12 protein-coding genes are annotated in these 13,119 nt (G+C 70.6%); 7 read left to right on the top strand and 5 right to left on the bottom strand.

Features of this window, described 5'->3' with window-relative positions; all coding sequences use genetic code 11:
• Positions 1-198: 198 nt before the first annotated feature.
• Entirely contained in the window at positions 199-948 is a 750-nt protein-coding gene (locus tag IE225_RS17540) for a transposase family protein (protein ID WP_190058477.1), read from the bottom strand.
• A 291-nt stretch (positions 949-1,239) separates the two neighbouring features.
• Positions 1,240-1,731, bottom strand: a complete 492-nt coding sequence (locus tag IE225_RS17535; protein ID WP_190058476.1) for an ATP-binding protein — start codon at positions 1,729-1,731, stop codon at positions 1,240-1,242.
• Positions 1,732-1,999: 268 nt separating this feature from the next.
• On the opposite strand from IE225_RS17535, the gene IE225_RS17530 reads away from it, so the two are divergent.
• Positions 2,000-2,851, top strand: coding sequence for a helix-turn-helix domain-containing protein (locus IE225_RS17530; RefSeq protein WP_190058475.1), 852 nt, complete (start codon positions 2,000-2,002; stop codon positions 2,849-2,851).
• 10 nt (positions 2,852-2,861) lie between these two features.
• Positions 2,862-3,053, top strand: a complete 192-nt coding sequence (locus tag IE225_RS17525; RefSeq protein WP_190058474.1) for a hypothetical protein — start codon at positions 2,862-2,864, stop codon at positions 3,051-3,053.
• 5 nt (positions 3,054-3,058) lie between these two features.
• On the opposite strand, the gene IE225_RS17520 is transcribed toward IE225_RS17525, so the two are convergent.
• Positions 3,059-3,745, bottom strand: coding sequence for a hypothetical protein (locus IE225_RS17520; protein WP_190058473.1), 687 nt, complete (start codon positions 3,743-3,745; stop codon positions 3,059-3,061).
• A gap of 284 nt (positions 3,746-4,029) precedes the next feature.
• Between IE225_RS17520 and IE225_RS17515 the strand changes: the two genes are divergently transcribed.
• Both IE225_RS17515 and IE225_RS17510 read left to right on the top strand, forming a co-directional pair.
• Positions 4,030-5,298, top strand: coding sequence for an alanine racemase (locus IE225_RS17515; RefSeq protein WP_190058472.1), 1,269 nt, complete (start codon positions 4,030-4,032; stop codon positions 5,296-5,298).
• Positions 5,299-5,315: 17 nt separating this feature from the next.
• Positions 5,316-7,010, top strand: coding sequence for an N-acyl-D-amino-acid deacylase family protein (locus tag IE225_RS17510; protein WP_190058471.1), 1,695 nt, complete (start codon positions 5,316-5,318; stop codon positions 7,008-7,010).
• A gap of 190 nt (positions 7,011-7,200) precedes the next feature.
• Here IE225_RS17510 and IE225_RS17505 read toward each other — a convergent pair whose 3' ends face one another.
• Positions 7,201-8,025 carry a S1 family peptidase gene (locus tag IE225_RS17505; RefSeq protein WP_190058470.1) on the bottom strand — a complete coding sequence of 275 codons (825 nt, stop codon included), beginning with the start codon at positions 8,023-8,025 and terminating at the stop codon, positions 7,201-7,203.
• A 177-nt stretch (positions 8,026-8,202) separates the two neighbouring features.
• Here IE225_RS17505 and IE225_RS17500 point away from each other — a divergent pair, with 177 nt between their 5' ends.
• Positions 8,203-8,640, top strand: a complete 438-nt coding sequence (locus IE225_RS17500) for a hypothetical protein (protein WP_229879643.1) — start codon at positions 8,203-8,205, stop codon at positions 8,638-8,640.
• Entirely contained in the window at positions 8,637-10,433 is a 1,797-nt protein-coding gene (locus IE225_RS17495) for a caspase, EACC1-associated type (protein ID WP_190058469.1), read from the top strand. Before IE225_RS17500 ends, IE225_RS17495 begins: the two co-directional genes overlap by 4 nt.
• 355 nt (positions 10,434-10,788) lie before the next feature.
• On the opposite strand, the gene IE225_RS17490 is transcribed toward IE225_RS17495, so the two are convergent.
• Positions 10,789-11,598, bottom strand: a complete 810-nt coding sequence (locus IE225_RS17490) for a hypothetical protein (protein ID WP_190058468.1) — start codon at positions 11,596-11,598, stop codon at positions 10,789-10,791.
• A 124-nt stretch (positions 11,599-11,722) separates the two neighbouring features.
• Between IE225_RS17490 and IE225_RS17485 the strand changes: the two genes are divergently transcribed.
• A complete protein-coding gene (locus IE225_RS17485) occupies positions 11,723-12,934 on the top strand; it encodes a pyridoxal phosphate-dependent aminotransferase (RefSeq protein WP_190058467.1) in 1,212 nt (403 codons plus the stop codon).
• Positions 12,935-13,119 lie beyond the last annotated feature (185 nt).

Raw genomic sequence — 13,119 nt, 5'->3', positions numbered from 1 at the left:
TACAAGGAGCAGTTGGAGTGGCTCGACGACGCGCTCTCTGGATCCCCATTACCCCGATATCAGGTTGGAGACATGCCTAGGCATCCGTCACGCTGGCAGCGGTGGACAGCCCGACAACACCCACAGCTCGAGTTTCGTGATGCTCTGCGCAATAGCTTCGCGCTTTTGCAAAAAGGACAACATCATGACTGAGCTTCTTCAGCGTTGCCGCTCCAGGGTGAGGACGGCTTTGGTGATTGACGTCATGCGGTTGGGGCTGCACAGGGATCGGCGGAAGATCCGCCAGGACTTCAAGCGGGCGACGCCTCGTTCGACCGGTGCCCGTGCCGCGGCCAGGGCTCGGTTGACGGTCTTCTCGGTGGGGGTGAACTCCTGCAGGGGTCGGCGTTTGATGCCCGTGGTCAGCCAGGGGCCGCCGCCCTGGTAGGCGAGATCGGCCAGGATGGGGACGCCCTGGCGCTCGCAGATGCGGATGATCCGGTGAGTGCGGGCGGCGGTCAGGTCGTGAGCCCGGCCCGGCAGCGCGGGCGAGAGCCACAGCAGCCGGCCGTCCGGATCGGTGACCACCTGCACGTTCACACCGTGCCGGCGGTGCTTGTGGGAGTAGTCCGCGCGTGAGTCGCCGACGCGGTCGCACTCGGCGAGGGTGCCGTCCAGCAAGACGAAGTCGGGGTCGGCCTCGCGCAGGACCTTCAGCAGACCCGGTGCTCGTTCGGCGAGCAGGTGGATGACCGCGCTGGTGTAGGCGTGGGCGGTGGACTCGCTGATCCCGAACCCGGCAGCGATCTTCGCCAGGGTGACGTGCTCGCGCAGGTACACCAGTGCCACCATCGCGCGCTGAGACGGGCGGAGCTTGCAGCGCCGGTCCCCCTCACAGGTGACGATGAGCATCGTGACCCATTCCACGAGCGCATGGGGCAGGTCAAGTGCGGCAGGATAGATGACCAACGAGGCCTCCGAGCAGCGTGATTGAGACGTCAGACATCTTGATCAACAGCCCGGGGGCCTCGCTCGTTGCGGCTCGCGGACCGTCACCTGATCCGTGGCCACCTCGAAGAAGCTCACTGAACTTCTTCGGGTGGACCACCGACTGGATGATGGCCGGTGGTCCAGCCAAAGAAATTCATGAGCAGGTGCCGCAGGCCGTTCTCAGTAGCGGGGCTCCTGCTCGCACCGCTTCGGAGAGCCGCCCGGAAACGATCGCCGTCACCCGCCCCGCTTTGGTCCGGACAGAACTTCCTAGCAGAGCCTTCCGTATGCCGCCGCTCCCTCCCTCGGCAGGGTCGCCCACGTGCGGGTTCCGCCGCCCGGTTCGCGGGACTCGCCGAAGCCGCAGTCGCCGTCGCAGGCGCGGCAGACGCGGGTGAGGAGGCGGAGGGCGGCGTGACGGCGGGCGTCGCAGGCCGTGGCGAGGTGGGGCTGGGTGTGGCGGGGGTGGCTGTCGTAGGTGATCAGGCGGAGGGCGCCGGCGCGGTAGCGGAGGGAGAGGTAGAAGTTCGGGGACTCCGTGAACTGGGCCGCCACCGCGGTCAGTTCGCTGACCGCCTGCAGTGCCGGGTCCAGCAGGTCGGGCAGTCCGTGCGTCTTCAGCGCCTTCTCCGTCGTCGCCCTCGCCAGTGCCGGGCTGGCCAGGGCTGCGGGGAGGGTGAGGCTGTAGGCGAGGGTCTCGGGGATGGGGGTGGTGGGGTCGGCGGTGTACAGCGGGGCGGAGGGGCAGCGGGACAGGGACACGGTGGCTCCTTTGTCTGTGGGATGCGTGCATGGCTTCGTCGGCTGCCGGTGGCTCGTCTCCCTGACGCGGGCCCACCCCTCCCAGGGAAGGAGCGTGCGGGCAGGCTCGCGCGATGCGCTTCCGACAGCGATGAGTTGCTTGTGCGTTACTCAATGTACGCAGACTGGTGCCTAATTTGGCCCTGGTCAGTGAAAGATACGCCCGATCGTGGTGTGGTCGTACGTATACGCGGCAGACTTCGCACGACCGCGAGCGGGAAGGAAGGGCATGGGAGCGAGGACATCGCCGACGGAGCGTCAGAAGCGCCTCGGCGCCGAAGTCCGCAAGATGCGCACGTCAGCGGGCATGTCTGCGGAGTACGCCGCCGGGTTGCTGGGAGTGGACCGGGGGAAGATCTCGCACATCGAGTCCGGCGTTCGCGCCATCAGTCCGGAGCGTGTACGCACGCTCGCCTGCAACTGCGACTGCCAGGACGAGCGATACGTCGAGGCGCTGGTCGAAATGGCCCGCCCCGCCCGACGGGGCTGGTGGGAGAAATACCGGGGATCTCTGCCCCAAGGGATGCTGGACATCGCAGAGTTGGAGGCACACGCCGTAGGGATGCGGGCGTCGTACGTCGTGCACATCCCGGGACTGCTGCAAACGGCCGATCACGCCTTGGCCGTCTTCAGAGCAGTACTACCTCCCTTGCCTGAGCACGAGATCGCTCTGCGACTGGCCCACCGAGCAGAACGGCAACAGGTGCTGGACGGGGACAGTGCGCCGAACTTTCTCGCCCTCGTGCACGAGGCCGCACTCCGCATGCGGTTCGGCAAACGGGAGGTCGTCAGGGCTCAGCTCGAGCACCTGCTGAGCAAGTCCGAGCAGGCCAACGTGGCACTGAGAGTGATCCCGTTCGCGGCCGGCATCTTTCCCGGAGCGGGACAGACCGTCGTGTACGCCGAGGGTCCCGTGCCCCAGCTCGACACCGTCCAGGTCGACAACTCACATGGGCCCGATTTCCTGCACGCTGAGGCGCAGTTGGCGAAGTACCGTGCACACCTGGACTGGATGGAGGGCATGGCGCTCTCGCCCTCGGCATCCCGCGACTTCATCCGCGGTATCGCCAACGACCTGTAAGGAGGGGCCCGTGAACGACATCACCTGGGAAGATGCCTTCTGCGGTGAAGGGAATTCGTGCTTCCGCCTCGGCACCGACTCCCAAGGCAACGCCTACATCGCCATAGTCGGTCAGGAGGACCGCCCCCTGACCGACAGTCGTGAGGCGCTGCGCGCGCTGATCCTCGGGATCAAGGAGGGGCGGGCCGACCACCTGCTCTGAGGGGGTCAGTCCTCGCCCTTTTCGCCCGAGTCGTCCTTGTCGCCCGTGTCGCCCTTGTCGTCCTTCGCCGTGGGCTCCTCCGTCCCGTCGTCGAAGAACGCGTCCAAGACCTCGTCGAGCTGCGACTCCCACTCCTTGATGCGGGCGCGGGAGGGGGCGTCGATCTCGATGGGGTACCAGCGGCCTTCGGGGGTGTGGACGGTGACCGTGTAGCGCTTGCCGAGGCGGGGGACGGTGGTCTCCACGGCGCCGATCTCGTCCCAGCGGAACTCGCACTCCTGGTCGTCGAGGCGGAGGCGTACGCCACGGGCGTCGGCGAGGATGCGGGCGCGGCGGTCGGCGGCCTCGAAGACGGGGCCGTCGGGGGCCTCCTCCTCGACGGACTCGGCGGACTCACCGGACTCGCCGGAGTCGGCGGAATCGGCGGAATCGGCGGCACCCGTGGGCTCGGCGGAATCCGCGAGTCCGGCCGGGCCGGTCGGTCCGGTCGGCTCGGCGGAGTCCCGCGCGGTCGTGTCGTCGCGCCCGTCCGTCTCCTCCGGCTCCCGTTCCCGGGCGTCCTCGGGGTCACCGGCGGCGGGCGGGGTGATGCCGGGGATGAAGGCCGGGTCGAAACCGGCGCCCGTCACCGGCTCGACCTTCACCGGCTTGCCCTGTACGGGCTGGCTGCTCGAACCTATGCGCTGCTCCACACCGGAGCAGTATGGTCGACGTTCCTGTGCCCCACCCAGTCGGCCCCCGCATCGTTATCAGACGCCTACACGGCGCGAAGAACGGACCGGACGAGACGGGAAAGAGGTCAGAAGAGGCCGCAAGAGGCCGCAAGAGGCCGCAAGAGGTCGTAAGAGGTCGGAAAAGTTCGGGGAAGATCAGGGAAGATCAGGGAAGGTCAGGGCAGGTCAGGGAAGATCGGCGGAAAGAGAAGCAGGTGTGGCGCCCAGGTCCAGGCGCCCGTGTCACCCGTCCCGGAGGCTCCATGGACGCGCAAGCCCTCGCCCGGCTGGGCGACGAACGGGTCGACCACCGCTTCAAGGGCCTCCCGCCGGACGCGGACGGCCTGACCGTCGGGGAGCTGGCCGCCCAGCGCCGCAACCTGTTCACCGGCGGTTTCACCACCCCGCTGCTCGCCCTGTCCGCCGAGCGCCTCGCGCACAACCTGAGCCTCATGGAGGCGTACACCGCGCGGCACGGGCTGGCGTTCGCGCCGCACGGCAAGACCTCCATGGCCCCGCAGTTGTTCGAGCGCCAGCTCGCGCACGGGGCCTGGGGGATCACGCTGGCGGTGCCGCACCAGGTGCGGGTGGCGCGGGCGTTCGGCGTGCCGCGGGTGTTCCTCGCCAACGAGGTGGTGGACGCGGCGGCGTTGCGCTGGATCGCCGCCGAGCTCGCCGCCGACCCGTCCTTCCGGCTGGTCTGCTACGTCGACTCCGTGCGCGGGGTCGGGCTGATGGACGCGGCCCTCGCCGGCGCCCCGCGCCCGCTGGACGTCGTGGTGGAGCTGGCCGCGGGGGAGGGCGCCCGCACCGGGGTGCGGACGGAGGCGGAGGCCGCGGCGGTCGCGGACGCGGTGGCCGCCTCGGGCGCGCTGCGGCTGGTGGGGGTGGCCGGGTACGAGGCGCAGGTGCCGCAGGCGTCGCCGGAGCGGGTGCGGGACTGGCTGCGGCGGCTGTGTGCCCTGGCCGTGGAGTTCGACCGGGCGGGGCGGTTCGCGGGGGCCGGGGAGATCGTGGTGAGCGCGGGCGGCAGCGAGTGGTTCGACGCGGTCGCGGACGTCTTCGCGGAGCTGCCGGAGCTCTCCCTGCCCACGGTGCGGCTGCTGCGTTCGGGCGCCTACGTCTCGCACGACGACGGCCACTACCGTGCGCGGACCCCGTTCCGCAGGATGCCGCGGGAGGGCGCCCTGGAGCCGGCGTTCCGGCTGTGGGCGCAGGTCGTCTCCCGGCCCTCGCCGACGGAGGCGTTCCTCAACGCGGGCAAGCGGGACGCGGCGCACGACCTGGGGCTGCCCGTGCCGGTCGCGGTGCGCGGCGCCGACGGCACCGAGCGTCCCGCGGCCGGCCTGGAGGTCACCGCCCTGTCCGACCAGCACGCCTGGCTGCGCACCGGCCCGGACGCCGGTCCGGAGGTCGGCGACTGGGTGGCTCTCGGTCTGTCCCACCCGTGCACGACGTTCGACAGGTGGCCGCTGATCCCGGTGGCGGAGGCGGACGGCACGGTCGTCGACTACGTCCGGACGTTCTTCTAGAGCCCAGGAGCCGCCGCATGGACCTCCCCGATCTCCCCGGCCGCCCCGATCTCCCCGGCCGCCCCGGCCTGCCCGGCCTGCCCGACCTCCCCGACCTCGCCGATCTCGTGATCCAGGACGCGGACGTCGTGGACGGCACCGGCGCCCCCTCCTACCGCGCCGACGTGGCCGTCAAGGGCGGCCGCATCGTCGCGATCGTCCAGGAGGCCGCGGCGGCCGGCTGCCAACGCCCGCGCGGGATGCGGGAACTGGACGCCGAGGGCCTGGTCCTCTCCCCCGGCTTCATCGACATGCACGCCCACAGCGACCTCGCCCTGCTGCGCGACCCCGACCACGGAGCGAAGGCCGCTCAGGGCGTCACCCTGGAGGTCATCGGCCAGGACGGGCTGTCGTACGCCCCCGTCGACGACCGCACACTGGCACAGGTGCGCCAGGCGATCACCGGCTGGAACGGGCCCGGCGACGACGTCGACTTCGACTGGCGGTCGGTGGGCGAGTACCTGGACCGGCTCGACCGGGGCATCGCGGTCAACGCCGCGTACCTGATCCCGCAGGGCACCGTGCGCGCGCTGGCCGTCGGCTGGGAGGACCGCCCGGCCACGCCCGAGGAGCTGGACCGGATGCGGCGCCTGGTGGCCGAGGGCATGGAGCAGGGGGCGGTCGGCCTGTCCTCCGGGCTGACCTACCCGCCGGGCGGGTACGCCGACACCGCCGAACTCGTCGAACTGTGCCGAGTGGTGGCGTCCTACGGCGGCTACTACTGCCCGCACCACCGCTCCTACGGCGCCGGCGCGCTCACCGCCTACGCGGAGATGGTGGAGATCGCCCGGCGCGCGGACTGCCCGCTGCACCTGGCGCACGCCACCCTCAACTTCCCCGGGAACGAGGGCCGCGCCCCGGAGCTGCTGGCCCTCCTCGACGACGCGCTCGCCTCGGGAGTGGACGTCACCTTCGACACCTACCCCTACACCGCCGGCTGCACCACGCTGGCCGCGCTGCTGCCGGGCTGGGCGCACGCCGGCGGCCCGGAGGCGCTGTCGGCCCGGCTCGCCGACGCGGAGACCGCCGAACGGATCCGCCACGCCCTGGAGGTCACCGGTTCCGACGGCTGCCACGGGGTGCCCGTGGACTGGGACACGGTGGAGGTGTCCGGGGTCACCGATCCCGCGCTCGCCGGGTACGTCGGCCGCACGATCCGCGCCTCGGCCCAGCGCGACGGCGAGGAGCCGTGGGCGACGGCGCGCCGCCTGCTGCTGGACGACGGCCTGGGCACGACGGTCCTGCTGCACGTCGGGCACGAGGAGAACGTCCGCACGCTCATGCGCCACCGCGCCCACACCGGCGGCTCCGACGGCATCCTGCAGGGCGCCCGGCCGCACCCGCGCGCCTACGGCACCTTCCCGCACTACCTCGGCCACTACGTACGGGAGTGGGGCGTGCTGTCGCTGGAGGAGTGCGTGGCGCACCTGACCGGGCGCCCGGCGGCCCGGCTCCGGCTGCCGGACCGGGGCCTGGTGCGCGAGGGTTACCGGGCCGACCTGGTCCTGTTCGACCCGGCGACGGTGGCGGCCGGCGCGACCTGGGACCGGCCGCGCACGCCGCCCGTGGGCATCCCGTACGTGCTGATCGACGGGCGGTTCGTGATCGAGGACGGGCGGCGCACGGACGTGCCGGCGGGGCGGGCGGTACGCCGGGTTCCGGTCTCCCGGTGACGGTTCCGCCGTTCGTCGCGGTGACCGTCGCGGTGACGGTTCCGGTAGCGGTTCCGCCGTCCGTCCCGGTGGCGGTTCCGGTAGCGGTTCCGCCGTCCGTCCCGGTGGCGGTTCCAGGAGCGGCTGCGTCCTCCATCCCGGTGGCGGTCGCGTCCTCCGTCCCGGTCCCGGTGGCCGCCCGCCCGCGTGGTCACGGCTTGGGCAGGGTGCAGCCGCTGCGGCTCAGGTCGAGCTTGTTGTCGAGGCCGAAGCAGGCGGGGATCTGGTAGGTCTCCTCGGCGTAGTTGATGCCCTGACGGACCGTCACATCGCCGTTGGCGTCGACCTCGCAGGGGTTGTTCTCGGTGCAGCGCTCGCCGTCCTCGTTGCCGGTGTTGTTGACGGCGACCACCTTGCCGGTGGCGGTGTCGACCACGGGCGAGCCGGAGGTGCCGCCGATGGTGTCGCAGGCGGAGGTGTAGCGGACGGAGTCCTTCCAGGTCCAGCCGCCCTCCTTGAGGCGGTAGACGAACCCGTCGATGGCGCAGGAGTAGATCCGCTTCCAGTAGCCGGAGACCACCTTGATGGCGGTGCCCGCGACCGGGTGGGTGTCGGAGAGCGTGAGCGGGCCGATCCCGTAGGAGCTCTTGATCTGCGCGTAGGTGCGGGTGAGCTGGTAGATCGTGACGTCCGTGTCCGTCATGGTCGAGTACGCCACCTTGCTCGCGCGCAGCGTCGCCACCCGGGTCCCGGCCGAGTTCAGCAGGCCGAAGCTGCGGCTGGAGGGCTGGTCGACGATGACCTCGCCGGGCTCCGGGAACCCGGTCTCCAGACAGTGGCCGTTGGTCAGCACCAGTGCCGGGTCGTCGTCCTGCGAGGCAGGGAAGCGGATCACGGAGCCGGAGCAGTTGCTGAGCGCCACGGTGCCGGCGAAGTCCACGGCCCGCACCGCCGGCGCCGGTGCCGCGACCGCGGGTGCCGCGCCCGCCCCGGTGACGGCCAGGACCGCGAGCGTGGCGAGGAGAGGCTTCTTCATGTGGGGTCCTCTCTTGCGACGAGGCGACCGGGGATTCCCCGACCGCCCTCCTTTTTGTCATGGCATTGTCAATGCAAAGAACGGCGGGAGCAAGGGCCCGTTTCCAGTCGGAAGCGCGACGCGACACGGAGTACGCCAGTAGAGTGGTCCGCGCACGGAGGGGAGAAGGCGCAGGACATGAGCAGAACGGCACACCTCGAACTGGTGGGTCTTCCTGACACCGACGACGAGGAACTCCTGCAACTGAGTGCCCAGTTGCGCCGATTGCTCAGCGAACTGGACGTGCTGGACGTACGGCCGACACGTCGGACCGGCGAGTTTCACCCGAGCTCGAAGAGCGGTGAGCTGATCGACACCGGGACGATTGCCGTCACGGCTGCCACCTTCGTCCTCCGTCAGACGCTGCGTCTTGCCGACACCTGGCTGAGGAACCGGCCCCTGCGCAGCATCCGTGTGGAACTCAACGGCCGTAGCATCGAGTTGGGCCACGCCTCGGCCGCCGAACGGGAGCGGCTGATTGATCTGTTCCTGGGACAGGACGAAGAAGCCGGCGGAGACCCGGACGAGCGGCAAACCATTGCTTCCGAGCCGCCGCGAGCCTCGGGCACCGCATGACCGCGCCGGCGTTCGCAAAGGGCCATCGAGGAGCCTTGCTTATCGGCACGGGGAATTATGACCACCCGGACCTCGCCCCTCTCCTCTCCCCCGCGGTGGACTGCGCGCGCCTGGCCGAAGTGCTGCACGACAAGGAGATAGGTGCCTTTGATGTGCAGCAACTGGTCGACGCCGATCTCTCCCTGCTGATGCGGGCAATCGAGGAGTTCTTCGGCCAAGCTCAACGTGACGACGTCCGGCTGCTGTACCTCTCCTGCCATGGAATCGTGAACTGGCGCAATGACAAGCTCCATTTCGCAGTCCGCACCACTGATCCGGACTGGCCGGCTCACTCCTCACTGTCGGCGTCGTTCATCCATGACCAGATGGAGGCCTGCCGCGCCCGCAGCATCGTCGTCGTACTCGATTGCTGTTACAGCGGGCGGTTTCTTCCCGGCGCCAAGGGCGTTGACAGCCCGGCGGAGTTCGAGAAAGCGCTGGTCGGGCACGGCCGTGTGGTCATCACTGCCGGCACCAGGACACAGCGCGCTTACGAAGGCGAGCACCCCGACCCGGCGGCACCCATGCCCTCCCGTTTCACAGGCCCGCTCGTCGACGGCCTGCGCACCGGGGCCGCCGATCTCAACGGTGACGGAATCATCACCGTACGGGAGCTGTATGAATACGTCTGCCAACGCCTCCATGCCGAAGGCGTCGAGCAGAACCCCCTCATGGGCTACGAACTGCACAACGACATCGCGCTGGCCAGAGTGAAGGCGAAACCGAAGAAACGGCGTCCCCGGCGAGTCCCGCGCCCAACCGCACCGTCTCGCCGCCCCGACCTGCCGTGGCGGGTTCCCGTCGCCTCCGGCCCCGCCCATCAGCCGGTGTTCTTGGACAGCCTGCTGATAGTGCATCAGAAATACGATCTGCACGTGATCGACGTTGGGATCCGGCGCCGCCTGCGCCTGATCCAGCTGAAGCACCCCGGCCGCCCCGCCTTCCACGACGGTATGGCCTATTTCCCTGGCAGGGATAATCGGCTCCAGGCCGTCGATCTGCGGACGGGCCGACCACGCCGCTGCCGGCAGCTGATGGTGAGCGACGGAGTGCTGGCGATCTCCGGCGGCGTGCTGTACGCACCCAGCCTTGACGGCCACCTGTATACCGTCGACCTGGCGACCGGGGACGATCATCGTCCTCGGCTCCCTCTGCGTGGACTGACCGTGACCAGGCCCCCCGAAGCGGCCGGGAAGATCGTCGTCCTCATGGCCAGGAACGGCGCGGACCACGTCATCGCAGTCGACTTGGCCACCGGTTCGCCGAACTGGTCCTACGAGGCGGGACAGCCATTGTCGGGGCAATGGATCGTCACCGACCAGAACGTTCACTTCGTCGAGCAGGTCGAAGGCATACCCGGGCGGATCACCACCCTCGATCTGGTGACCGGGAAGACGCTGTGGTCGTACGAGTTCCCCGCCGGCCTCGCGGCCGCCCCGGCCGCGGCGAACGGCCTGGTCTTCGCCGGAGACATGGACAACCGGCTCCTCGCCCTTGACGCAAACACCGGTGACAAGCGGTGGGGCCGGAAAACCGAGGGTCGGCTCCTCACCCGCCCGGCCCCGGTGGACAACACGCTCTACACGGCGGACCGGGCCGCCCGGCTGACAGCCTGGCGATTCACCGACGGCCGGAAGCTGCGCTCCCACGAGCTCCTGCTGAGTCAGGACACCCAGGGATCCCCGGCATATGCCGACGGCGCCGTGTACGTCACCGACTCCCAGGGCTACCTCCACGCTCTGTCAGCGTGCTGACGGCGCTTGCTGCGACTCCGCCCCACGCTCCCGGCCCGGTCGATCGGCACGATGCGGCTGCTGTGCCGCGGTGGCACAGACCACCGCGATCGGACTCCCAGCAGCGCACCGCTGTCCGGCACAGCGCGCCTACGGCACCGGTGGAGACGGATAGCGGCCCTTGCGCGGACGGCCCCGGCGATCAGCGCTGCAGCAGACACGATCCCAGCCGCGCCAGTAGCCGCCACTACCCGCCGTACCGGAGCCTGCCGGGCACCACCGCCGTCCAGGCGGCCTCCCCACGGCGCACGCGGCTCCGGTACGGCTCAAAGAGCGTGGCCGCGGCCGCGACTCCGGTCGCCGCCGCGGCCGGGTCTCACCTGGGCCGCTTCCCGCCGCCCCGGCCGTGTCCCGGCCGGCTGGTCGGGGTGGCGGGGCTGGAGGTGCTCGCGGTGGGCTCCGGCGTCGAGGTGGCCGTCGTGGGGGTGGCCCGGCCGGTCGAGGTCTGCGCCCCCGCATCGCCGGTCGCGTCTTCGCCCGGGGTGGTGGACGCCGAGGCCGCGCCGCCGGCGCCCCGGGTGGGCGAGGCGGCCCGGCCGGTGCCGTTCGCGGGCGTGGCGGCGCCGGTGCCGGTGGCGGTGGCGGTCGGATCGGTGAGCAGGGTGGGATTGGAGTCGCCGGTCACCGGTGTCGTGCGGTCGCCCGCGCCGCGCGGCCCGTCCGAGGACCCCGAGAACGACAGGCCGGCGACCACGGCGGCGAGCGAGACGGCGCCGAGCGCGCCGGCGGTCACGGCGACGCGCCGGGCGGTGCGGTGGTCCCGCCGGGCCCGCCGGCGCCGGGCGGCGCGGCCGCCCTCGAAGGCGGCACCGTCCTCGGCGACCTCGTGACCCGCCACGCCCGCGTACTCCGCCGGGCCCGCGTACGCCACCGCGCCCGCGGGATCCACCGGGCCCGCGGGATCCACCGGGCCCGCGGGATCGGCGTGATGCGCAGGGCTCGCATGATCCGCGTGGTCCGCGGGACCCGCCTCGCCGCCCGGGTCGGACAGCGCGGGCAGCGGGCGCGTGTCGTCGTACGCGGTCTGCCAGCCGTGGGCGGCCGCGGGGTCGGCGTACTCCTCGTAGGACGGGGCCGGCTCGGACTGCGGCAGGAAGACCTTCGGCGGCTCCGGGACGCTTGACATGGACGCGAATTTTAGGGACGTGAGGGGCCGGTGTGACAACTGTCTGCAAAAAACACCCAAATCACCTGGCCCACGTGGTGGAAAACACGGTCCACGGCACATTACGCCCCCGTAAGCTCCCAGCATGCAGGTGATCCAGTCGACCAAGCTCGCCAACGTCTGTTACGAGATCCGGGGTCCGGTGCTCGAGGAGGCGATGCGGCTGGAAGCGGCCGGGCACCGCATCCTCAAGCTCAACACCGGCAACCCGGCCGCCTTCGGCTTCGAGTGCCCGCCCGAGATCCTGGAGGACATCCTCCGCAACGTCGCCACCGCGCACGGCTACGGCGACGCCAAGGGCCTGCTGGCCGCCCGCCGCGCGGTCGTCATGCACAACCAGACCCTCGGCATCGAGACGGACGTCGAGCACGTCTTCATCGGCAACGGCGTCTCCGAGCTGATCGTGATGGCCATGCAGGGCCTGCTCGACGACGGCGACGAGGTCCTCGTACCGGCCCCCGACTACCCCCTGTGGACGGCCGCCGTCTCCCTGTCGGGCGGCACGGCCGTGCACTACCGCTGCGACGAGCAGTCCGACTGGATGCCCGACCTCGCCGACGTCGAGCGCAAGGTCACCGACCGCACCAAGGCGCTGGTCGTCATCAACCCCAACAACCCCACGGGCGCGGTCTACGACCGCACGGTCCTGGAGGGCCTGACCGACATCGCCCGCCGGCACAACCTGCTGGTCTGCTCGGACGAGATCTACGACAAGATCCTCTACGACGACGCCGTGCACATCCCGACCGCCGCCGTCGCGCCCGACCTGCTCACCCTCACCTTCAACGGCATGTCCAAGGCGTACCGGGTGGCCGGCTACCGGGTGGGCTGGATGTCGATCTCCGGCCCGCGCAGCCACGCCGACTCCTACATCGAGGGCCTGACGATCCTGGCGAACATGCGGCTGTGCGCCAACATGCCCGGCCAGCACGGGGTGGTCGCCGCACTGAGCGGGCGCCAGTCGATCAACGACCTGGTGCTGCCCGGCGGGCGGCTGCGCGAGCAGCGGGACGTGGCCTACGAGCTGCTGACGCAGATCCCGGGCGTGACGTGCGTGAAGCCGAAGGGGGCGCTGTACCTCTTCCCGCGCCTCGACCCCAAGGTCTTCAAGATCAAGGACGACCGGCAGATGGTCCTGGACCTGCTGCGCCGCGAGAAGATCATGGTCGTGCAGGGCACCGGCTTCAACTGGCCCGAGCCGGACCACTTCCGGGTGGTGACCCTGCCCGCGGTCACCGACCTGCGCGACGCGATCGGCCGCATCGGCTCCTTCCTCGACGGCTACAGCCAGCCGTAGGCGGTCGGCTGGGGCAGAAGAGCGGAGAGCGCAAGAGCGGAGAGCGGGAGAGCGGGAGAGCGGAGAGCGGAGAGCGGGAGAGCGGAGAGCGGGAGAGCGGAGGACGGGGGACCCGGTTTCCGCGAAGCGGCTCAACTTTAGACGTGATCCAATGTAGGATGGCTTCCTGTCAGAGCACGGGAGGC

The organism is Streptomyces echinoruber, assembly GCF_014651135.1.
Taxonomy (GTDB): Bacteria; Actinomycetota; Actinomycetes; order Streptomycetales; family Streptomycetaceae; genus Streptomyces; species Streptomyces echinoruber.
Note: the sequence above shows the minus strand (reverse complement) of the source record. Positions and strands in the feature narration are given on the sequence as shown.